Origin of the sequence: Labedella endophytica (assembly GCF_003990045.1) — a bacterium.
GTDB classification, from domain to species: Bacteria; Actinomycetota; Actinomycetes; order Actinomycetales; family Microbacteriaceae; genus Labedella; species Labedella endophytica.
Genome location: NZ_RZGZ01000001.1, coordinates 576,444 through 598,015, shown reverse-complemented (window position 1 = coordinate 598,015; position 21,572 = coordinate 576,444). Strand labels below are relative to the sequence as shown.

Sequence of the window (21,572 nt, the reverse complement as noted above, 5' to 3'; positions counted from 1 at the left end):
CGGTGCAGATCGATCGGGCGGTCGACGAGGCCGAACGCCGGTTCTGTCAGGCTGAACCCATGAGCGAATGGGGGCGGCAGGCGATCATCGGTGTCTTCGGCGGAGGGGGCGTCTTCGTCGCGGTGTTCGTGCCGATCCTGATCCTGCAGTACCGCCGCTACGGTCGCGTCAGCGTCGGACGGCTGGTGGGCGCCGCAGCGCTGAGCATCTACGCCGTCGCGCTCCTCGCCTACACGTTCCTCCCCCTGCCGGACAGCCGCGCGGCGTGCCTCTCCGGCGGGATCCCCGCCCAGTTGTCCCCATTCGCCGTCGTCGACGACATCGCGACGGACGTGCGCGATCACGGGACGAGCGCGCTGCTCACGGGCCGCGCGACCCTGCAGTTCGCCTTCAACGTGCTGCTCTTCGTCCCGCTCGGCGTCATCGCGCGGCGGTACTTCACGTTCGGCATCGCGTCGGCGACCCTCCTGGGCCTCGCGACGTCGTTCGTGATCGAGGCGACGCAGTACACCGGGATCTGGGGGCTCTACTCGTGCGCCTACCGCGTCTCGGACGTGGACGATCTCATCGCGAACACGTCGGGAGCCCTCGTCGGCGCCCTCATCGCTCCCGCGGTGCTCTGGTGGATGCCGCGCTCGAGCGAGCTGCGCTCCGGCCGGCTCGAAGCGCGACCCGTGACGGTGTGGCGGCGATGGGCCGGCATGATCGTCGACCTCCTCGCGTTCAGCGCCGTCTCGACGACGATCGCCATGGCGATCTCGTCGATCCGCCTGCTGTCGGGCGACGACGCGGCAGCCACTCCCCTCGAGAGTGTGGTGGCGGCCGTGGCGGCCGGGCTGCTCGTCTTCCTCCTTCCGGCGCTCGTCGGCTCGGGTGCGTCGATCGGTCAGCGCATCGTCTGGCTCGAGCCGGTGCGTGCCGGCGTGGCGCACGTGCCGCTCGGGCGGCGGCTCGTGCGCGCCCTCTCGTCGGGCGGCGCGTACACGGTGTCCGTCGCCGTCGGCTCGGGAGCCGTCGCCGATGTCGCCTGGTCGCTCGTGCTCCTCGCCGTGCAACTCGCGGCCACCGGTCTCGTCATCGCCGCCGTCGTATCGGTTCCCGTCACCCGCGGGCGGCGAGGGCTGTCCGGGGTGCTCGCCGGAACCGAGCTGATCGATGCGCGGGGACCGCATCCGTCCGTCCCCGACTCCCCGTCCCGGGTCGAGGTTCCGTAGGCTGGGGACGAACCGGCCGGTTCACGGATGAAAGGGTGGCAACGATGCTCTACGCCACGATGACCCCGGCGGACAAGCGCCGGCTGTTCCGCGAGCGACTCGCGAGCGGGGACCTGCTGCAGCTCCCCGGCGCCTTCACGCCCCTGTCGGCGAAGCTCATCGAGCAGAAGGGTTTCGACGGCGTCTACGTGTCCGGCGCGGTCCTCTCCGCCGAACTGGGGCTCCCCGACATCGGGCTGACGACGCTCACCGAGGTCGCCGGGCGCGCCGGGCAGATCGCCCGCATGACCGATCTCCCCGTGCTCGTCGACGCCGACACGGGTTTCGGCGAACCGATGAACGTCGCCCGCACGGTGCAGACCCTCGAGGACGCCGGCGTCGCCGGCCTCCACATCGAGGACCAGGTGAACCCCAAGCGCTGCGGGCACCTCGACGGCAAGGCCGTCGTCGACCGCGGGACGGCCACCAAGCGCATCCGCGCCGCCGCCGACGCTCGGCGGGACGAGAACCTCCTGATCATGGCACGGACCGACGTGCGCGCCATCGAGGGGCTCCCGTCCGCCGTCGATCGTGCCAAGGAGTTCGTCGATGCCGGTGCCGACGCGATCTTCCCCGAGGCGATGCGCGACCTGTCCGAGTTCGAAGCGATCCGTGCCGCCGTCGACGTGCCGGTCCTCGCGAACATGACCGAGTTCGGCAAGAGCGAGCTCTTCACGACGGCGCAGTTGCGCGACGTCGGCGTGAACCTCGTGATCTATCCCGTCTCGCTCCTCCGGCTTGCGATGGGTGCCGCGATGCGCGCCCTCGACACCCTCAAGGCGGATGGGTCGCTCACCGCCGAGGTACCGAACATGCAGACGCGTGCCGAGCTGTACTCCCTGCTCGACTACGAGTCGTATTCGAGCTTCGACGCGGGGGTCTTCGACTTCACGCTCGACGACAACCACGGCTGAGCGTTCCGCCGCTCCTGCGCACGCGCCACCCGATCCGTTGCACGACCCGACGCACGACCCTCACGAAGGAGACACGATGTCCGAATCCGACCAGGAGATCCGCAAGGGCCTCGCCGGCGTCGTCGTCGATACGACGGCCGTCTCGAAGGTGAACCCGGAGACCAATTCCCTGCTCTACCGCGGGTACCCGGTGCAGGAGCTCGCCGCGACACAGTCGTTCGAGGCCGTGTCGTGGCTGCTGTGGCACGGCGAGCTGCCGACCGACGAGGAACTCGCCGGCTTCGAGCGGGCCGAACGGGCGCAGCGCGCACTCGCTCCGGAGATCCGAGCGGCGATCGACCTCCTGCCCACGACGGCGCACCCGATGGACGTCGTGCGCACGGCGGTCAGTGTTCTCGGCGGCCTCGACCCCGATGCGGACGACCGGACCCCCGACGGCACGCTCGAGAAGTCCGTCCGTCTCTTCGCCGCCATCCCGGCGATCGTCGCGTACGACGAGCGCCGGAGGCAGGGCAAGGACCTCGTGGAGGCGCGCGACGATCTCGACTACGCCCGCAACTTCCTCTGGATGACGTTCGGCGAGGTGCCCGACGACGTCGTCGTGGACGCGTTCCGCGTCTCGCTCGTGCTGTACGCCGAGCATTCCTTCAACGCGTCCACCTTCACGGCGCGCGTGATCACGTCGACGCTCTCCGACGTCTACTCGGCCGTCACCGGCGCGGTCGGAGCGCTCAAGGGCCAGCTCCACGGCGGCGCGAACGAGGCCGTGCTCCACACGTTCGCCGAGATCGGCATGGACGAGGCGCCGAACGGCCGGGCCGCCGCGTGGCTAGACACGGCTCTCACCGAGAAGCGCAAGATCATGGGCTTCGGGCACCGCGTCTACAAGAACGGCGACTCGCGCGTTCCCACCATGCGGGACGCGCTCGTCCGGCTCGTCGACCACTACGACCGGCCCGAGGTGCTGGCGCTCTACGAGGAGCTCGAGTCGGCGATGGGCGAGCGGAAGAACATCAAGCCGAATCTCGACTACCCGTCGGGGCCCGCGTACCACCTCATGGGCTTCTCGACGGAGGCGTTCACCCCGCTCTTCGTCGCCGCCCGCGTCGTGGGCTGGACGGCTCACATCCGCGAGCAGCTCGCCTCGAACGCCCTCATCCGGCCGCTGTCCCTCTACGACGGCCCGGACGAGCGGCACGTTCCCGGCGCCTGAGACCCACCCGAGGGCACTCAGGCGCTAGACCCGCACATGCGCTCAGGCGCGGGATCCCCGAGGCATCCTGGCCGTACGGACGACGCCGTCGATCGCGTCCCACAGTGCGATCACGATGGACAGGACGGCCGTGCCCACGGCGATGACGCCCAGGATTCCCGCGCTCGTACCCCACGGGAATGCGGCGAAGAACGCGGGGTTGTAGAGGGATCCGGCGAGCGCGAGGACCGCGACGACGGCTCCCCCTGCGGAGGCGAGGACGATGTTGAGGATCGCGAGCGGCCAGGTCCATCCGCCCGCCCGGTACTTCACGATCGTGGAGACGGCCTCGAGCACCATGAGTACGAGGATGACCGGGATCCACGACGACCAGAGGGCCGGGTCGAGCAGTGGCGCGTCCACCGCGCCCTCCCGGTTCCACGCGACAGGGAGGAACTGCTGGTAGAAGACGAACGCCACGGCGAGGCCGAGGAAGACGAGCGATGCGATCGTGTCCCCGAGCTGGGCTCGTCGTTCCGGCACGTCGGGGAGCGACTCCACCGTCCACGGCACGAGGGGACCGCGGCGTGAGGCCCCCGACCAGTCGAGGACCGCGAACACGAGGGTGAGCCAGAACGCGATCTGGATCGCCGAGGTGAAAGCCGTCACGACGACGGACGCGATGATCTCACCGATCGCGTCCCCGGCGAGCGCGTGCGCGGCCCCCGAGGCGATCGAGGCGATGGGCGCGACCATCGACACGATGAGGACGAGGGTGCGCCGGTAGACGAGGAAGTTCGTCGGTCCGATGAGGTACAGGGGACGCTCGGAGTAGCGTGCGGCGAGCCCGCTCGGATCCCCGAGCTCCGTGAGCACGTCGCGCTCGGCGGCGTCCGACGAGACACCCGACTCGATGCGGGCGTCGATGTCGTCCTCGATCGACGCGCGCAGTTCGCGTTCGACGTCGTCCCGCTGATTCTCGGGGAGGCTGCGGACGGCCGCTGCGACGTAGCGTTCGGTGAGCGTGGAGTGCGGGGTCATGACGAGGTCCCTTCGGTGAGGTCGGAGATGGCGGTGTGCAGCGCGTCCCAGTCGCGGCGCAGGAGCGTCGCGAGCTCGCGACCGTCCGCCGAGGTGCGGTAGAACTTGCGCGGCCGTGCGTCCTCGGTGTTCCACTCGCTCATGAGCAGGCCCTGCCGTTCGAGGCGGCGGAGCAGCGGATAGAGCGTGTTGGCGTCGACGGAGAAGCCGGCCGTCGCGAGGCTCTCGAGCAGTGCATACCCGTAGTCGGCCCGCTCGAGGGTGACGAGACACGCGAGCACGACCGTCCCCCGGCGGAGCTCCTGGAGGTGCTGTGCGGTGACGTCGTCCATGCGTCACACGTTACTGTGCGTCACACACCATAGTCAATGACACAGTCTCATTCCTCGGCGATGCGCACGCTGACGCCCTGCGCGGGTGAGATTTCACCCGCGCAGGGGCATTGCGTGCGCAACAACCGGGTGGGTTCGCAGAAGGGCAGGTGCGCGGAGATCCCGGGCGCGAGGAGAGCTGAGAGCGCGGCGCGCGCAGGTCAGAGGGTCGACGCCGAGAACGTGTCGCAGGATCCGGGGCCGTTCTCGAGGCCCGTCGTGAACCACTCCTGTCGCTGCTCGCTCGCGCCGTGCGTCCACGTCTCGGGATTCACGCCACCACCGGCGGATTCCTGGATACGGTCGTCACCGACGGCCTCGGCGGCGCTCAGCGCATCCGCGAGTTGCGCACTCGTCACGGGCTCGAGGAACACGTCGCCGTCGGCGTCCGTCGTCTCCTGGGCCGCACGCACCCAGGCCCCGGCGTAGCAGTCGGCCTGGAGCTCGAGACGGACCCCGTCCGATTCCGGCCCCGCCTGCGAGGTGTCGAGGCCGTCCATCGCGCCCGTCACGTTCTGGATGTGGTGCCCCCACTCGTGGGCGACGACGTACAGCTGGGCGAGTGAGCCGCCCGACGACCCGAACCGGGTCCGTAGGTCCTCGAAGAAGCTCGTATCGATGTAGACGGTCTGGTCCGGCGGGCAGTAGAAGGGGCCGACCGCGCTCGTCGCGCTTCCGCAGCCCGTGTCGACGGCGCCCTCGAAGAGGATCAGCTCGGGCTGCGGGTAGCCGTCGACCTCCGATGCCCAGTAGTCGTCGAGCGACGTGGCGGCCGCCTGCATCCGGCAGTCCAGCTGCTCGTTCGCGTCCGCCCCGGTCTCACACTGTGTGAGCGCGGTGTCGGACGCCTGTCCCCCACCGCTCGTGCCGCCACCGAGCAGACCACTCACGTCGACCCCGGTGAACTGACCGATGAGGAAGACGGCGAGCACGACCAGACCGCCGCCGCCAGCAGCCACTCCGGCCGTCCGGCCACGTCGCCGGCGGACCTTGCCGCCACGGATATCAGCACCCTCGTTGAACGTCACAGCGCCACCGTAGCGGAGGGTCGACGACATCGAGTCACCCTTGCGAATCCGCCGTTGGGGGGTCCTTTCCGAAACATGAGGAGACCTCACCCCCCGCAATGGGGGTGATGTGGATACTGTTCCCGTTTCGGTAACTGAGCTAATCTCAGATTACGGAATTGAGGGCACCTCACATTCCACTCACGGACGCCTCCCGCCCGCATTCCGACCCGAAAAAGGACCGGGCGGGGGGCCGTCCTCTCATCGTCGACATTGGGGGTAGACGATCATGCGTTCATTCATCCGACTCCGGGCAGAACGGCCCGCCATCGTTCCAGGGAAGGTCCGCTCATGACGGAGCTCAAGCACCATCTCCCGGCCGATGAGCTCTCGCGCTTCCTGCCGTCGACCTGGGCGGCTCGCCGCAGCGCGCGCACCACGTCGGAGCGCCAGTGGGCGCAGGGCCACCGCGCACGACTGCTGGTCAACGACGTCGCCGTCATCGGTTCGGCTCTCGCCCTCGCCTACCTCGTCCGGTCGCTCGTCGACCCGGCGTCCGTCGGCAGTACCTGGGTCACGACCTACGCCGTCGCGTCCACCATCATCTTCTTCGTGTGGCTCGCCGCCCTCGGCGCGCACCGCACTCGCGACATCCGCGTGATCGGCATCGGCGCCGGCGAGTACAAGCGCGTGACCAACGCGAGCATGGTGGCCTTCGCCGTGCTCGGAGTGCTCCTCTTCGCCGTGCAGGCCGAGGTGTCCCGCGCCTTCTTCTTCACCGCCATGGGCGTCGGAACGGCCGGTCTCGTCTCGACCCGCTGGATGTGGCGCCACTGGCTCATCCGCCAGCCGGCCCGCGATCGCTTCCTCTCTCGTGCGATCGTCGTCGGCGGGACCGACGAGGCCGAGTACGTGGTGCGTCAGATCAACGAGAAGTCCCGGGCGAGCTACAACGTCGTCGCCGCCTCGGTCTCCGACGCGACCTCGAGCCACATCGAGGTCGGCGACCGCCGCGTCCCGATCGTCGGCGACCCGAACGCCGTCTCGACCCTCGCCCGCAATCTGCAGGCCGACACGGTCATCGTCGCCGGCGCCGCGAGCCGCAACCCGTCCTACATCCGCAGCCTCAGCTGGGACCTCGAGGGCACGGGTACCGAGCTCGTGCTCGCCGCTCAGCTGACGGACGTCGCCGGGCCGCGGATCCACTTCCGGCCGGTCGACGGGCTCCCGCTCATGCACGTCGAGATCCCTCAGTTCGAGGGAGTGCGCCACGCGCTCAAGCGATCCTTCGACATCGCCGCCTCCGGCCTCGGTCTCCTCGTGCTCGCGCCGCTCTTCGGCGTCGTCGCGCTGCTCGTCCACCTCGACAGCCCCGGCGGAGTCCTCTTCCGTCAGGAACGCGTCGGCAAGGGCGAGCGCAGCTTCACGATGCTCAAGTTCCGCACGATGGTCGCGACGGCCGAGCAGGACCTGGCCGCCCTGCTCGAGGACAACGAGGGCAACGGACTCCTCTTCAAGATGAAGAACGACCCCCGCGTGACGCGTGTCGGCCGCGTGCTCCGCAAGTATTCGCTCGACGAGCTCCCGCAGCTGTGGAACGTCTTCATCGGCGACATGAGCCTCGTGGGCCCGCGCCCTCCGCTCCCCCGCGAGGTCATCGACTACGAGAGCCACGTGCGACGCCGTCTGTACATCAAGCCCGGCCTCACCGGGATGTGGCAGGTGGGCGGACGCAGCGACCTCAGCTGGGAGGAGAGCGTCCGGCTCGACCTCTACTACGTGGAGAACTGGTCGCTCGTCGGCGACCTCATGATCCTGTGGCGCACCGTCAAGGTCGTCACCCGCCCGACCGGAGCCTACTGATGAACGCCACGACCACCGCCCCCCTCTCGATCGCCATGATCGGGACGCGCGGCGTGCCCGCGGCCTACGGCGGCTTCGAGACGGCGATCGAGGAGATCGGTCGGCGACTCGTCGAGCGCGGACACTCCGTCACCGTCTACTGCCGGTCCAAGGACGGCGAGAAGCCGACCGAGCACCTCGGCATGTCCCTCGTGCACCTCCCGGCCCTCCACGTGAAGGTCGCCGAGACGCTGAGCCACACCGCACTGTCGACGCTCCACGCCCTCGTGCACCGCGCGCCCGACGCGGCGTTCGTCTTCAACGCGGCGAACGCGCCGTTCGTCCCGATCCTGCGCGCCAAAGGCATCCCGACGGCCGTGCACGTGGACGGACTCGAATGGAAGCGCGACAAGTGGGGCGGTGCCGGCAAGCGCTACTACCGTGCCGCCGAGACCACGGCCGTCCGCACCTCCGACGCGCTCATCGCCGACGCCCAGGGCATCGCCGACTACTACGACGACGAGTTCGGCGTCCCGACGGAGCTCATCAGCTACGGGGCCACGATCATCGACGAGCCGACCACGGCGAAGATCGCCGAGATCGGCCTCACCGCCGGCGGGTTCCACCTCGTCGTCGCACGCTTCGAACCGGAGAACCACGTGCGCGAGATCGTCGAGGGCTACACCGCGAGCGACGCGAACCTCCCCCTCGTCGTCGTGGGCTCCGCCCCGTACTCGGCCGAGTACACCACGGCCATCGAGACGATCGCCGCCCGCGACCCGCGCATCCGTATGCTCGGAGGCGTCTGGGACCAGGATCTGCTCGACGAGCTCTACGCGAACGCCCTCACCTACGTCCACGGCCACTCGGTCGGCGGCACGAACCCGTCGCTCCTGCGCGCCATCGGCGCCGGAACCGCCGTCCTCGCCTGGGACGTCGCCTTCAACCGCGAGGTCACCCTCGAGAACGGTCGCTACTTCGGCTCGGCGGAGGCCCTGTCCCCCCTCCTCGAATCGGCGGAGGCCGACGTCACGGGTACGCTCTCGACGGGCGACCGCCTCCGCGAGCGCGCCGCCTCGACGTACGACTGGGACCTCGTGACCACGGGCTACGAACAGCTCGCGGCCCGTCTCGCAGGCGGCTACTCCATCCGTCCCATCGCGAAGGCCGCTCGACGGTCCTCCTCCGGCCGGACGGGCACGCCCGTCGCGTCCCCCGTCTCGTGAACGGCGTCACCGTGAGCGGACGCGTCTCCACGTCCGCCCGTCCGACGGAGCGCTCCGGGTCATCCGTGTCGTACCTGGTCGCCCACCCGAGCGCCGACATGTACGGCTCCGACCGCGTGCTGCTCGAGTCCGTCTCGGGCTTCGTCCGGTCCGGGGCCGCGGTGACCGTCACCGTCCCCGCCGACGGCCCCCTCGTCCCTCTGCTGGAGGAACGGGGCGCGCGCGTGGTGTTCGCCCCCACTCTCGTGCTGCGGAAGAGCCTGATGACGCCGAAGGGCCTCATATCCCTCGTTTCGCAGACCATCGCCGGGCTCCGCGCCGGGCGACGCCTCATGCGCGAGGTACGGCCGACCCTGGTCTGGACCAACACCATCACGATCCCCCTGTGGACGCTCCTCGCCCGCCTCTTCCGCGTGACCTCGATCGTGCACGTGCACGAGGCCGAAGGGTCGGCGTCCCGTGCCGTCATGCGCACCCTCGCCTTCCCGCTCCTCTTCGCCGACCAACTCGTGGCGAACAGCAACTACAGCGCCGGCGTCCTCCGGGACTCCTTCGCACGACTCGGCGATCGCTGCACGGTCGTGTACAACGGCGTCGCAGGTCCCGATGCCGTCGCCCCGCCGCGTGCCTCCATCGACGACGATCTCCGCGTGCTCTACGTCGGACGACTGTCGCCCCGCAAGGGACCCGACCTGATCATCGAGGCGATCGCCGCTCTCCGCGACCGCGGCATCCCGGCGACGCTCGACCTCGTCGGTGCCGTCTTCCCCGGGTACGAATGGTTCGAGGACCAGTTGCGCGACTCGATCGCCGCCCTTGACCTCCGTGACCGGGTGCACCTCCGCGGATTCCAGGACTCGCCCTGGCCGTTCCTCGCGGCGAGCGACGTCATGGTCGTGCCGTCCCGGCTCGACGAGCCGTTCGGCAACACCGCCGTGGAGAGCGTCCTCGCGGCCCGTCCCGTGGTCGTGAGCGACACCTCAGGCCTCCGCGAGGCCGCATGGGGCTACCGTTCGGCTCAGCAGGTGGAACCGGGCGACACGCAGGACATCGCCGACGCCCTCGAGCGGGTGTGGTCTGACTGGACGCGTTTCCGCTCCGAAGCCCTCGCCGACGAGCTCGTCGCCCATGAGCGCCACTCGGTGGAGACCTATCAGCGCCGCATCTCCGAGGCCGCGACGGCCGTGGGCGTCGGCGTCGGCCGCCGTTTCGGCGTCAGGTCCCATGCGTGACCCGCGACGATCGATCTCGACGCCGCAGCACGTCGCAGCGGAGACCGCGGCACCTCAGCGCGTGAGCCGGCGTAGCGCCCCGAGGATCGAATCGACGGCGTCGGAGACATCGTCGAGGGCACTGCGGTGCTGCCGCAGCGTCAGATGGTGCCCGTCCGGCACGTCGAGCGGATCACCCGTCGGCTTCCGACGCAGCAGGGTCCGCAGACCGCTCGGCGCCGGCGCCGGCGTCGAGCGCATGAGTCCGCGACGACCGTGGATCTCCGCCGCGAACACGGTGAGCGGCTCCTCATCGGCCCCCGCCCGGCTGTCGATCGGCTCGGCCGCAGCGAGGTACATCGCCTCTCGCAGCGTGAACGTGCGAGAGCGAGCGGACGGGTCGATCGTCGCGACGGCGGCGCGCTCCGCCTTCGAGGCCGTGAGCACGAGCGCCGAGCGTCCGACGTCCGCGGCCGTGAGTCGGCTGGACCGATGGGCAGCCGCGAACTCGGCGCCGTCGGCGCCGATCCGCTCGTCGACGCGTTCGCAGAGACCTGCGCCGTCTCGTGCTCCCGCCCCGGCACTCGAAACTGAGTGTCCCTCGAATTCGGGTAGTGACGCGAGGCCTCGAGCCAGGAGATACTCGGCGAGGGGCGATCGACAGACGTTCGCGGCACACACGACCAGCAGGTTCGGGCCACGTTCTTCGTCCAGGACAACTCCCCTATCGTTCCGGCCAATCCTAGTCGGCCGGGCGGGGACACGATGCATGGGGCGACCGGCCCCTCAACCGGTCGACTCACCCGAGGGGGACTCATGAACATCCACGACTACATCGGCGCGATCCGGAAGAACTGGATCGTCATCACCGCGCTGACGCTGCTCGGCGCCGGGGCCGGTTACGGATACGCGCAGACGATGCCGGACATGTACCGCTCCACGGCCCAGGCCTACGCGTCGACGGTGACCGGCGAGACGACAGGCGAACTCGTCCAGGGATCCAGCCTCGTCCAAGGGCTCGTGCAGTCCTACGCCACGATGGCGACGACGGACTACGTCCTCGGCCCCGTCATCGACGACCTCGATCTGGACACGAGCGTCAAGGACCTCGCGAGTGCCGTCTCCGTCGACACCCCTCTCAACACCGTCGTCATCGAGATCTCCGTCGTGAGCGGTGACGCCTCCGAGGCGCAGGAGATCGCTTCGGCCGTCACCCGCCGACTCGCCGAGGCCGTCGCGGAGATCTCCACGAGGGGCGTCGAGACCGACTCGCCCGTGGAGCTGACGATCATCTCGCCGGCGACGGCACCCGTGGCGCCGTTCTCCCCCGACACGCGGATGATCGTCGCCATCGGCGCGGCGATCGGTCTCCTGCTGGGTCTCGCCTGGGGCGTTCTCCGCGAACTCATCGACACCCGCATCCGCACCCAGAAGGACATCGAGCTCGTCACCGACTCGCCGATCCTCGCGGAGATCGGCCGCGGCCCCCGCGACCGCAGCCTCGCGCAGATCATCAGCACGAACCCGAACGGTGCCACCGCCGAGTCGTTCCGCAGCCTGTGCATGAGCCTCGCCTTCGCGGACGTGGACAAGCCCGTCTCCGCCGTCGTCGTCACGTCGGCCATGCCGGGCGAGGGAAAGAGCTCGGTGTCGGTCGGCCTGGCACTGGCCCTGGCCGAGAGCATGGGGCGCGTCCTCCTCGTGGACGCCGACCTCCGCAAGCCGTCGGTCGCCGACTACACGGGCCTCGACGGCACCGTCGGCCTCACGAGCGTCCTGCTCGGGGGCTCCACGATCGAGGAGGCCGTCCAGCCCTGGGGCACCCGCGGTCTCGACGTGCTGACCGCGGGCACCGTCCCGCCGAATCCCAACCAGCTCCTCGCGTCCGACACCATGCGCGCGACGCTCGCCGAGCTGAAGAAGCGGTACGACTTCGTCGTCATCGACACCTCCCCGCTCATCCCGGTGACCGATCCCCTGTGGCTCGTGCACGAGACGGACGGCGCGATCGTCGTCGCCCGATCCAAGAAGACCAAGCGCCCGCAGCTCTCGAAGGCCATGGCGACCCTCGGCTCCGTCGGAGCGCGTGTACTCGGCGTCGTGACGAACGACGTCACGGGACACGAACGACTGACCTACTACACGGAGTCGGAGAAGGCACCCACGCGACGCGTCGCCGACCCCCGCGTGGCGGCATCCTCCCGCCCCGACGACGTATAGGACACGCCCAGAGCGACCAGCTCCGACAGACGGACCCCGTCGCCCCCGATCGAGGGGGTGACGGGGTCTTTTGTCGTCTGGCGAGATCGTTGCCCTGAGCGATCCTCGGGTTCGGGTGGCTGCAAGGCGGAGGACTTGCTAGCCTTTCGGCAATCCGTGTGACTCGTTCGGGGGGCATGACTCCCGGGGTGATCGCGCGCTCTCCCTATCCCCACCCGTTGACGACAGCCAGACCCCGGTCGGCCGTCAGTACTCCGAAGAGGACTCGTGACCGAACGCCGAAGCACGTCCATCGCTCCTACCGACGGCCCACCCATCGCCCCGACCCGTGCTGCCGCTCGCCGAGCTCGCCGCTCCTCCGATCGCCGCTACCGAGGCCTCCTGGCCGTCGCGGCCGCCGCCGCGGCCGGGGCACTCGTCGTCGCCAACGTCGTGCCGACGCCGGACGGCGCGGACGCCGCCGCCTACGTCGAGGGCGAGACGATGGTCACCGATACCTTCAGCCGCAGCGTCGCCTCCGGGTTCGGATCCGCCGACACGGGTGGCGCGTACACGTCGTCGAGCACGTCCGGACTCTCCGTCGGCAAGGGCGTCGGAAACGTCTCCCTCGACTCGTCGGGTGCCGGTCGCGGTGTCGGCGTCGACGGGAAGGTGGCGGACGTCTCCACCGGCATCACCGTCACGGCGCCGGTCGCGCCGACGTCGGGCGGTGGTTACTACACGACCCTCCAAGCGCGAGCGACCGGGGGGACCTACTACGGCGCGAAGCTCCGGGTGACCCCCAGTGGAGACGCATCGATGCAGATCGTCCGCGCCAACGGATCGAACAAGGTCGCCGTTCTGGCCGCCTCCACCGTCGTCGCTCGTGGGGTCACCGCCAAGACACCGATCCGCATCGACCTCGAGGTGATCGGGAGCACCGAGGTCACGGTGAACGCCCGGGCCTACGTGGCCGGCAGGAGCGCACCGACGTGGCAGAAGATCGCCACCGACACGAGCAGCAAGCGGATCGCGTCGGGCGGTGTCGCCATCTGGACCTATCTGTCGTACGGCACCCGCCCCCTCGCGCTCACGGTGGACGACCTGCGAGCAGTCAAGCTCGTGCCCTCGAAGACCACGGAGCCGAAGCCGACGACACCGGCGCCGACTCCGACCACGAAGCCGACGACACCCGCTCCGACACCGACCACGAAGCCGACAACACCGGCACCGGCACCGGCACCCACCACCAAGCCGACGACACCGGCACCGACGCCGACCACTCCGGAGCCCACGAAGCCGGTTCCGCCGAGCACGGCGGGCGATCGCGGATCGGCGACCGTCGGGTCCACCTCCTACCCGGTCCCCTCCGGCGCGGTGTTCGTCTCGTCGTCCGCGACGTCGACGGGCAACGGATCGAAGGGATCGCCCTACTCCTCGGTGAATCGCGCGATCGCCGCAGCGCCGAACGGAGCCACCCTCGTGCTCCGGGCGGGCACGTACCACGAATCCGTGGAGGTCCCGAACGGCAAGCGACTCACCATCCAGTCCTACCCGGGCGAGGCCGTCTGGTTCGACGGAGCCGAGAAGGTCAACTCCTGGAAGAAGGCCTCCACCGGCTGGGTGCTCGACGGCTACGACTACGACTTCGACACGAGCCCCACCTTCACGAAGGGCGCACCGGACAACACGGACGAGTCCATCAAGTTCATCGACCCGGCATTCCCGCTCGCGGCGCACCCCGACCAGGTCTGGGTCGACGGCGCGACGCTCACGGAGGTCGGCTCCCGTGGGGCGGTGAAGGACGGGACCTTCTACGTCGACCGCCGGGCCGACCAGCTCGTCCTCGGCACGAACCCGGCGGGCCGCGATGTCCGCGTGAGCACGCTCCAGGTCGGCATCACGGTGAGCGGCGACGGCACCGTGGTCCGCGGTATCGGCGTTCAACGGTACGCGACCTCGGTCTGGCAGAAGTCGGCCCTCTACACGCAGGCCGACGACGTGCTCATCGAGAACGTCGTCTCCCGCGGGAACGCCGCCTCCGGCATCTACGCGTCGCGGGGCTCGGGCACCGTCTACCGCGCCCTCACGCTGGCCGACAACGGCCGATCCGGGGGAGGCAGCGTGTACTCCGACGACTTCACCCTCGACGGTTCGCTCCTCGTGAACAACAACGTGCAGCGGTTCAAGGAGTTGCCCGGCTCGGGAGGCTTCAAGGTCACGCGTTCGCGAGGCGTGGCGGTCACCGATAACGAATTCGCCGCCAACCGCACGACGGGACTGTGGTTCGACGAGTCGGTCTACAACGTCACCATCACCGGCAACGACATCTCGGGAAGTTCCACGGGGTTGTCGCTCGAGCTGTCCGCGAAGCTCGTCGTCGCGGACAACCGCATCCACGACAACGCCCGACTCGGTCTCAGCATCCAGAACACGGGAGACGTCCAGGTGTGGAACAACAGCATCGTGGACAACGGAGGCGCGCCCGTGACGATCGTCCAGGACCCACGTCGACAGACGAATGCCTCCGACGCTGGACACGACTCGCGGCAGAAGCAGCCCGACATGACGGTCCCCTGGCTGACGCAGGACATCACGGTCTCGAACAACATCCTCGGCGGCTCGACCGACGGTGGCCTCTTCCACGTCGTCGACCAGAAGAAGAAGCTCACGGCCGAACAGATGCGGATCACGACGAACGGCAATCTCTACCAGAACACGACCCCGGGCCGGTACACCGTGGCACGGTGGGCCGATGGCGCGAACGGACTCAGCTACTACCGGAGTCTCACCGAGTTCACCGCGGGTACTGGACAGGAGAAGCGCTCGAAGTTCCTGCAGGGCGCGGACGCGGTGACAGGCTCCTTCGCTCTCACGCAGGCCGCGAAGAACCTCGCTTCGGGCATCTCGGTCCCGCTTCCGGGCAAGCTGTCCGGCCTGCTCGGGGCTCTGGGCCTCCCGTCGGTCGGAGCCTCACCTACCCCGTGAACAGGGGAATGTGAGCATTCGTCACCTCGACTAGTCTGATTGACGGCGCCTCGCTCGAGGCGCCGTCATCGGGCAGTCCGGGGGATCCACGTGCACACGATCACGCGACCGTCGCCGCCGCGCCCGCAGTCCCGGGCCGACGGCGATTCGCGTTCCACGACTCGCGGCACCATCGAGGTATGGCTCGCGGTCTTCCTCCCGCTCGTCTTCGGCCTGCAGTACAACCTCTGGAACCAGATCCAGGCCGGTCACGTCGTCGCCCTGCTCCTTCTCCCTGTCTGGGCCTCTGCGGCCATCGGTTTCCGGGGCTATCGTCTCGTCGCCGGACTCAGTGTCCTGAGCGTCGTCTCGGGCGCCGTTCTGACGGAGTTCGCCCGAGTGGACCACGATTTCTACCTCGCAGCGTTCGTCGCGAACAGCGCGGAGGTCCTCGGGATCGCCCTGCTCGTCGGCGGTCTGCTGTGGTCGCGCCGTGTGATCGGCGCTCCCCTCGTCGCGATCCTGTTCGCGGCCGCCGCGATCGTCCATCTGATCATGGACGGCGCGCTCTCGAGCGAGGACCCGTGGCGCATGGGGTTCAGCTTCCCCGTCACGACCCTGGTCCTCGCACTGGCGTGGAAGACAGGTAGCCCCGTGGTCGGGCTCGTCGCGACCGCCGCGATCAGCCTCGTGCCGCTCCTGGGCGATGTCCGCTCCGGCAGCGCGATCCTCATCATGGTCGCAATGCTCGTGCTCTGGCAGATGCGTCCGACATCACGCGGACGACGCGCCTCCACCGCGCGGACGCTCATCGGCTTCGGCGTCCTCGGCTCGATCGTGTACTCCGTCGTCCAGGCCGCGATCCTCGGCGGCTACCTCGGCGAACACACCCAGGAACGCAGCGAGATGCAGATCGAGACCTCCGGCACGCTCCTGCTCGGGGGGCGCCCGGAAGCCGGCGCCTCCGTGGCCCTCCTCACCCATCAGCCCCTCGGATACGGCCAGGGCGTCCTCGCGAACTTCAGCGACATCCTCGTGGCGAAGACCGGGATGAGCGCGCTCGGCTACCAGCCCAACAACGGATACGTCGAGAATTACATGTTCGGTTCCGGGTACGAGGTCCATTCGATCATCGGCAATCTCTGGATCCAGTTCGGGTTGCCCGGGGCCGCACTCGCCATCTCCATCGTGGTCCTGGTATTCCTCGCACTCAGCCACCGCCTCGCTCACCGCAGCGGGTCGGCCGCGTTCCTCTTCCTCTCCGTCATCCTCCTCTGGGATCTGCTGTTCAGCCCGATCCACTCCTCGCTGCCGTCGATGATCCTCTTCCTCGCCGTCGGACTCGTGGCGCGCGAGGACATCGCGCAGCCACGCCATCCAGCACCACTCGGCGCTCCGCACGCACACGGGAGCGATACGGGTGCGCAGGCGCAGACGATCCGACAGCGGGCGCGGAAGGCATCGGCGTGAAGACCCTCATCGTCCAGCAGTCCTTCCCCGACCCCCGTCCGACGACGAACCCGTACATCGTCATGTTGCGGGAACAGCTCGCGGTGACCCCCGGTCTCGGTGTGCGGACCTTCTCCTGGCGGCGCGCGATCGTCGGCCGCTACGACGTGTTCCACGTCCACTGGCCCGAGATCCTCGTCACGGGGCACTCCCCGCTCAAGACGGCCGCGCGACAGCTCCTCACAGCCGCTCTGCTCGCGCGCCTGCAGCTCACCCGGACACCGATCGTCCGGACGGTCCACAACCTCCACCGCCCGGACGGACTCAGCCGCACCCAGAACGTACTTCTCGGCGCCCTGGAGAGGGCGACGTCGCACGCGATCGTCCTCAACGACTCGACGGTGCACACGGAGGCGTCCGTCGTGCCGCTCGGAACGCCCACGTCGCTCATCCTGCACGGCCACTACCGCGACTGGTTCGCGCGATTCCCCCAGCGGGAGTCGGTCGGTGGCCGCTTCAGCTACTTCGGCCTCATCCGCCGCTACAAGGGGGTCGATTCACTCCTGCGGGCCTTCAGGGCACTCCCCGGTGCGTTCTCGCTGCGCGTCGCCGGCAAGGCGCGGGCCGACGAACTCGCGGAGGAGCTCACGGCGCTGGCCGCGGCGGACGACCGGGTGGAGTTGAGCCTCGAGTTCCTCTCCGAGGCCGAACTCGTCGACGTCGCCAGGCAGGGCGAGATCGTGGTGCTGCCCTACCGAGAGATGCACAACTCGGGGGGCGCGCTCGCGGCCCTCTCGGTCGACCGCCCCGTTCTCGTCCCGGCGAACGGCGTCAATCAGCGCCTCGCCGAGGAGGTCGGCCACGGATGGGTCGTCCAGTACGAGGGCGATCTGGGGCCGGACGATCTGACCGCCGCACTCGAGACCGTCCGAGGAGCGGACCGGCCCGCGCGTCCCGACCTGTCCGCACGGGACTGGGATCGCGCCGGACGCGCTCATCTCGACGCGTACGGGGCGGCCCTCAGCCGCCGCTCGGCCCGCCTCCGTTCAGGCCGGCGTCGTGGACGATGACCGCGGGGCCGCGCGCCGGTACTCCTTGTACGAGTATCCGACGAGCCCCGAGACCATGCCGGCGCCGCGAGCCATCGTGCGGACGCCCTTCGCGCGGTGCCGCGTCGATCGCGTCAGCACGCCGAGCGCCGCTCGGACGGCCCCGCCGACCACACGGACGACGCCCTTGACGAAGCAGGATGCCCTGGCCTTCCAGGCGGCAGCCGCTCCCCCGGCGAGCGCGACGGACGTGAGCGTCCAGCTGTTCCCGCTGCGGAACGCCCGCCGCACCACCCAGTCGCGTGTCACGCGCGACGCCGGGACGACGTCCCACACGATCGCCTCGTCGCACCACAGCAACCGTCCGCCGCGATCGGCGAGCGTGCGGGAGAACATCGTGTCCCCCCCACCCGTGATGCCGAACGCCGGGTCGAATTCGAGCCCGATCGAACGGACGACGCGCAGGTCGAGGAGCAGATTGTTCGTCGCTGCGACCGTCACGGCCGACCCGGTGGGCAGCCGCCGGCGCGAGAAGAACTCGCCGGCCGCGACCCAGGAGTCCGGCTCGACGTCGAAGCGCGAGATGACGGGACCCACCACCGCGACGGCGTCGGATTGCTCGAACGTGTCGAGGAGCAACGAGAGCCAGGCATCCGTCGGGCGTTCGTCATCGTCGATGAAGACGAGGATGTCGTCCCCCGCCGCCTCGGTCAATGCACGGTTGCGTCCCGCCGTGATGCCCGAGACGGGTTCGGCGTGGTACCGGATCGGGATCTCCGCCCGCTCCGCGGCGTACGCCTCCACGAGAGTCCGAGCGCTCTCCGCCGGGTCGTTGTCGACGACCAGCACGGACGCCCGCCCCACCCGCGCGATGACGGACTCGGCCTGGTCGGCCAGCAGCGGGAGAGTCTCGGCGATGTCCTCCGGTCGCTTGAAGGTGAGCACGGCGATGGTGACGCTGGACTCGCTGAGAGGAGCACGCCGTGGTCTCCCCTGGTCGGGGCGGGGCGATGTTCCAGCGCTCATCGGAGCTCCTTCTTCCGGGTCGCACGCACGGATCGGGTGGGGGGTGCGTGTCGGACCTCACTTTATTCTGTCGGACGACTCCCCCCTGCGCGATCATCCACGGGTCGCTCATCACCCCCCTGGCCGCATCACCCCAGACCACGCCACAAACACGCGAGAGGAAGCGACGCGATGAGCGCACGAACAGCCGCAGCGCCTGCAGCCGGCGAATTCGGCCGTCGCGCCGCGCGCGGAGCGGCCGTCACCTTCATCGGGCAGCTCATCCGTATCGCCGTCCAGATCGGCGGACTCTCGATCCTCGCCCGCTTGCTCGGCGCGACCGATTACGGCCTCTTCGCCATGGTCATGGTCGTCGTCGGCGTGTCCGAGGTCTTCCGGGACTTCGGCCTCTCGAACGCCGCCGTCCAGGCCCCCACGTTGAGCACGCGACAGCGCGACGTCCTGTTCTGGGTGAACTCGGGCATCGGTCTGGCGCTCGGGGTCGTCATCGTCGGCGTCGCCTACGGCGTCGGCGCCCTGTACGGGCGGCCGGAGCTCATCCCCCTGACCCAGTTCATGGGCATCACCTTCGTGTTCAACGGGCTCGCGACGCAGCACCGCGCCTCGCTCAACCGCGACCTGCGGTTCTGGTCCCTCACCGTGATCGATACCGTCGCGGCCGTCGCCGCCCTCGTCGTCGCGATCGTACTGTCCCTCGCCGGCCTCGGGTACTGGGCGCTGGCCTGGCAGATGGTCTCGCTCGCCGCCGTGACGCTGATCCTGAGTGTCGCGACGGCCCGGTGGCTCCCGAGGCTCCCGAGACGCGGCACCGACATGACCGGCTTCTACCGGTTCGGGTGGAACACCGTGGCGACCCAGCTCGTGCAGTACTCGGCGAACAACATGGCCTCGCTGGTCATCGGACTCCGCCTCGGCGCACGGGAGCTCGGTTTCTACAACCGGAGTCTGCAGCTGCTGATGAATCCGCTCAATCAGCTCCGCGCCCCCGCCACGCGCGTCGCTATCCCACTGTTCTCACGCTTGCAGCACGAGTACGACCGATTCGACGCCTACATCCTCCGCGGACAGATCGTGCTCGGCTACACGCTCGTCGCCGGACTCGGCCTCGTCGCGGGTGCCGCCGAGCCGGTCGTCGCGATCTTCCTCGGCGAGAAGTGGGCGGAGGTCACCCCCGTCCTCCGATTCCTCATCGTCGCCGGCGCCTTCCAGACCCTCGCCTACGTCGCCTACTGGGTCTTCGTCTCCCGCGCTCTCACCGGAGCCCTCTTCCGATTCACGCTCATCACGGCCTCCATGAAGATCGCCTTCGTCCTGATCGGGTCGCAGTGGGGGGTCGTCGGGGTCGCGGCCGGTTACGCTCTCGAACCCGTCCTCTCCTGGCCGCTCGCGATCTGGTGGCTCACCCGGTACACCCGTATCCCCGTGCGCCCGCTCGTCCTCGGTGTGATCCGGCTCTCGTCCGTCGCCCTCGTCGGCGGCCTCGCAGCGTTCGCCGCGTCGACCATCGTGGCCCCCGCCGGTCCCGTCGTGCAGATCCTCGCCGCGACCGTGGCGGACCTCGTCGTCTACGCGCTCGCGGCCCTCGTCGTCCCGGCCGTGCGTCGCGACGTCGTCGAGCTCGTGCAGATCGCGAACGCGGCCCGACACCGCGGGCCGCGACCGTCGCCCTCTGCCGGCGCCATGCCGACCGATCAGGAGGACCTCCGATGAGCCAGGATCAGACGGCACCGGCGGGAGTCTCCCCCGGCGCCGGCCCGTTCGACGGCTCGGCCGTGATCGTCGTCAACTACGGCTCGAGCAGTCTCCTCGCGGAGAACCTCACCGTCCTCACGCGAGCGGCCCCCGGGATCGTCGCCGTCGTCGTCGACAACTACACCGACCCCCTCGAGCGCGAGAACCTGCGGCACCTCGCCGCCGCCGAGGGCTGGCACGTCGACGAGCCCCCGATCAATCTCGGCTTCGGCGTCGGGATGAACCGCGGCGTGGAGGCGGCTCGCGCGCTCGGCGCCTCGCGTTACCTCCTGCTCAACCCGGACGCGATCATCGAGGTCGACGCGGCCGCCGCCCTCTTCGAGCGGGTCCGCGAGACCCCGAACGCCCTCGTCGCCCCGAAGATCCTGCGGCCGGACGGGACCGTGTGGTTCGCCGGTTCCGACCTCTATCTCGACGATGGCCGCATCCGGTCCCGTCGCAGACGGCTCGACGGCGTCCCCCTGGAGCGCATCGAGCCCTGGCTCACGGGTGCGTGCCTCGCGGTGTCGCAGGAACTCTGGGAGGCCACCGGAGGCTTCTCGGACGACTACTTCCTCTACTGGGAGGACGTCGATCTCTCCCATCGGGTCGTCGCGACCGGCGGCGAGCTCGTCCTCCTCGACGAGGTCACGGCCGAGCACGCTCAGGGCGGTACGCAAGCGGCCGGTCACTCCTCGGCCGGGGAGCCCAAGTCGGCGACCTACTACTACTACAACATCCGCAATCGACTGCTCTTCGCCGCTCTCCATCTGGAGGACGCGGACTACCGGTCGTGGCTGTCCCACTCCCGCGCCGTCGCCTGGGAGATCCTGCTCCAGGGCGGCCGGCGGCAACTCCTGCAATCCACCGCCCCGCTCGGCGCCGCGCTCCGCGGCCTCCGCGACGGCCGGCGGCTCGCCCGTCGCGCACGCCGAGCCCGCCACGCAGGCTGACGCCGCCGCCGCCCTCCGCGGGCTTCTACCACGCAGAACGCCCGACTCGACGGCGACGAGTCGGGCGTTCTGTGCTCTCACCGACCGCTCGAGCGGCCGGACGACGAACCGGGTGCGCACCCTCTGAGGGGGAAGGGATGC

17 protein-coding genes are annotated in these 21,572 nt (G+C 69.6%); 12 read left to right on the top strand and 5 right to left on the bottom strand.

Translation table 11 applies throughout. The features are described 5' to 3' along the window. Positions 1-59: 59 nt before the first annotated feature. From ELQ94_RS02810 to ELQ94_RS02800, 3 genes are all read left to right on the top strand, one after another. Entirely contained in the window at positions 60-1,214 is a 1,155-nt protein-coding gene (locus ELQ94_RS02810; RefSeq protein WP_127046923.1) for a VanZ family protein, read from the top strand. A 44-nt stretch (positions 1,215-1,258) separates the two neighbouring features. After that, on the top strand, positions 1,259-2,167 hold the full coding sequence (prpB, locus tag ELQ94_RS02805) for a methylisocitrate lyase (RefSeq protein ID WP_127047280.1): 909 nt from the start codon (positions 1,259-1,261) through the stop codon (positions 2,165-2,167). A 76-nt stretch (positions 2,168-2,243) separates the two neighbouring features. Continuing rightward, positions 2,244-3,380, top strand: coding sequence for a bifunctional 2-methylcitrate synthase/citrate synthase (locus ELQ94_RS02800; protein ID WP_127046921.1), 1,137 nt, complete (start codon positions 2,244-2,246; stop codon positions 3,378-3,380). Between the two features lie 42 nt (positions 3,381-3,422). Here the strand turns inward: ELQ94_RS02800 and ELQ94_RS02795 are convergent, their stop codons facing one another. The 3 genes from ELQ94_RS02795 to ypfJ form a co-directional block, all read right to left on the bottom strand. Beyond that, complete coding sequence (locus ELQ94_RS02795; protein ID WP_127046919.1) at positions 3,423-4,400, bottom strand: permease prefix domain 1-containing protein; 978 nt, start codon at positions 4,398-4,400, stop codon at positions 3,423-3,425. Beyond that, positions 4,397-4,732: a PadR family transcriptional regulator gene (locus ELQ94_RS02790; protein ID WP_127046917.1), complete on the bottom strand. Its 336-nt coding sequence runs from the start codon at positions 4,730-4,732 to the stop codon at positions 4,397-4,399. Before ELQ94_RS02790 ends, ELQ94_RS02795 begins: the two co-directional genes overlap by 4 nt. Positions 4,733-4,932: 200 nt before the next feature. Next, the gene (gene ypfJ / locus ELQ94_RS02785; protein WP_127047279.1) at positions 4,933-5,799 is read right to left on the bottom strand and encodes a KPN_02809 family neutral zinc metallopeptidase; all 867 of its coding nucleotides are present in this window, start codon (positions 5,797-5,799) and stop codon (positions 4,933-4,935) included. Positions 5,800-6,129: 330 nt separating this feature from the next. On the opposite strand from ypfJ, the gene ELQ94_RS02780 reads away from it, so the two are divergent. Genes ELQ94_RS02780 through ELQ94_RS02770 form a run of 3 tightly spaced genes read left to right on the top strand, consistent with a single transcriptional unit; the run spans position 6,130 to position 10,078 of the window. Further along, positions 6,130-7,641 carry a sugar transferase gene (locus ELQ94_RS02780; protein WP_127046915.1) on the top strand — a complete coding sequence of 504 codons (1,512 nt, stop codon included), beginning with the start codon at positions 6,130-6,132 and terminating at the stop codon, positions 7,639-7,641. Beyond that, on the top strand, positions 7,641-8,846 hold the full coding sequence (locus tag ELQ94_RS02775; protein WP_127046913.1) for a DUF1972 domain-containing protein: 1,206 nt from the start codon (positions 7,641-7,643) through the stop codon (positions 8,844-8,846). The genes ELQ94_RS02780 and ELQ94_RS02775 overlap by 1 nt, the downstream gene beginning before the upstream one ends. Before the next feature lie 11 nt (positions 8,847-8,857). After that, positions 8,858-10,078 carry a glycosyltransferase gene (locus ELQ94_RS02770; RefSeq protein WP_243696827.1) on the top strand — a complete coding sequence of 407 codons (1,221 nt, stop codon included), beginning with the start codon at positions 8,858-8,860 and terminating at the stop codon, positions 10,076-10,078. A gap of 54 nt (positions 10,079-10,132) precedes the next feature. On the opposite strand, the gene ELQ94_RS02765 is transcribed toward ELQ94_RS02770, so the two are convergent. Continuing rightward, positions 10,133-10,738 (bottom strand): arsenate reductase/protein-tyrosine-phosphatase family protein, encoded by a 606-nt coding sequence (locus ELQ94_RS02765; RefSeq protein ID WP_166404634.1) that lies wholly within the window; start codon positions 10,736-10,738, stop codon positions 10,133-10,135. A gap of 135 nt (positions 10,739-10,873) precedes the next feature. On the opposite strand from ELQ94_RS02765, the gene ELQ94_RS02760 reads away from it, so the two are divergent. The 4 genes from ELQ94_RS02760 to ELQ94_RS02745 all read left to right on the top strand — a co-directional run bounded on the left by ELQ94_RS02760 (position 10,874) and on the right by ELQ94_RS02745 (position 17,742). Beyond that, positions 10,874-12,277: a tyrosine-protein kinase domain-containing protein gene (locus ELQ94_RS02760; RefSeq protein ID WP_166404633.1), complete on the top strand. Its 1,404-nt coding sequence runs from the start codon at positions 10,874-10,876 to the stop codon at positions 12,275-12,277. A 267-nt stretch (positions 12,278-12,544) separates the two neighbouring features. Next, positions 12,545-15,244, top strand: coding sequence for a right-handed parallel beta-helix repeat-containing protein (locus ELQ94_RS02755; RefSeq protein ID WP_127046906.1), 2,700 nt, complete (start codon positions 12,545-12,547; stop codon positions 15,242-15,244). A gap of 90 nt (positions 15,245-15,334) precedes the next feature. Then, positions 15,335-16,693 (top strand): hypothetical protein, encoded by a 1,359-nt coding sequence (locus tag ELQ94_RS02750; protein WP_127046904.1) that lies wholly within the window; start codon positions 15,335-15,337, stop codon positions 16,691-16,693. Then, the gene (locus ELQ94_RS02745; RefSeq protein ID WP_243696826.1) at positions 16,690-17,742 is read left to right on the top strand and encodes a glycosyltransferase; all 1,053 of its coding nucleotides are present in this window, start codon (positions 16,690-16,692) and stop codon (positions 17,740-17,742) included. Before ELQ94_RS02750 ends, ELQ94_RS02745 begins: the two co-directional genes overlap by 4 nt. Here ELQ94_RS02745 and ELQ94_RS02740 read toward each other — a convergent pair. Further along, positions 17,719-18,747, bottom strand: a complete 1,029-nt coding sequence (locus ELQ94_RS02740; RefSeq protein WP_127046899.1) for a glycosyltransferase family 2 protein — start codon at positions 18,745-18,747, stop codon at positions 17,719-17,721. The genes ELQ94_RS02745 and ELQ94_RS02740 overlap by 24 nt on opposite strands. A gap of 171 nt (positions 18,748-18,918) precedes the next feature. On the opposite strand from ELQ94_RS02740, the gene ELQ94_RS02735 reads away from it, so the two are divergent. Next, entirely contained in the window at positions 18,919-20,457 is a 1,539-nt protein-coding gene (locus ELQ94_RS02735) for a lipopolysaccharide biosynthesis protein (RefSeq protein WP_127046897.1), read from the top strand. Beyond that, positions 20,454-21,431 carry a glycosyltransferase family 2 protein gene (locus tag ELQ94_RS02730; protein WP_127046895.1) on the top strand — a complete coding sequence of 326 codons (978 nt, stop codon included), beginning with the start codon at positions 20,454-20,456 and terminating at the stop codon, positions 21,429-21,431. The genes ELQ94_RS02735 and ELQ94_RS02730 overlap by 4 nt, the downstream gene beginning before the upstream one ends. Positions 21,432-21,572 lie beyond the last annotated feature (141 nt).

Excerpts from the sequence above, each read along its gene's own strand:
- ELQ94_RS02800 (WP_127046921.1), top strand. The coding sequence starts at position 2,244 with ATGTCCGAATCCGACCAGGAGATCCGCAAGGGCCTCGCCGGCGTCGTC.
- ELQ94_RS02730 (WP_127046895.1), top strand. The coding sequence starts at position 20,454 with ATGAGCCAGGATCAGACGGCACCGGCGGGAGTCTCCCCCGGCGCCGGC.
- ELQ94_RS02775 (WP_127046913.1), top strand. The coding sequence starts at position 7,641 with ATGAACGCCACGACCACCGCCCCCCTCTCGATCGCCATGATCGGGACG.
- ELQ94_RS02790 (WP_127046917.1), bottom strand. The coding sequence starts at position 4,732 with ATGGACGACGTCACCGCACAGCACCTCCAGGAGCTCCGCCGGGGGACG.
- prpB (WP_127047280.1), top strand. The coding sequence starts at position 1,259 with ATGCTCTACGCCACGATGACCCCGGCGGACAAGCGCCGGCTGTTCCGC.
- ELQ94_RS02735 (WP_127046897.1), top strand. The coding sequence starts at position 18,919 with ATGAGCGCACGAACAGCCGCAGCGCCTGCAGCCGGCGAATTCGGCCGT.
- ELQ94_RS02760 (WP_166404633.1), top strand. The coding sequence starts at position 10,874 with ATGAACATCCACGACTACATCGGCGCGATCCGGAAGAACTGGATCGTC.
- ELQ94_RS02740 (WP_127046899.1), bottom strand. The coding sequence starts at position 18,747 with ATGAGCGCTGGAACATCGCCCCGCCCCGACCAGGGGAGACCACGGCGT.
- ELQ94_RS02810 (WP_127046923.1), top strand. The coding sequence starts at position 60 with ATGAGCGAATGGGGGCGGCAGGCGATCATCGGTGTCTTCGGCGGAGGG.
- ELQ94_RS02780 (WP_127046915.1), top strand. The coding sequence starts at position 6,130 with ATGACGGAGCTCAAGCACCATCTCCCGGCCGATGAGCTCTCGCGCTTC.
- ELQ94_RS02795 (WP_127046919.1), bottom strand. The coding sequence starts at position 4,400 with ATGACCCCGCACTCCACGCTCACCGAACGCTACGTCGCAGCGGCCGTC.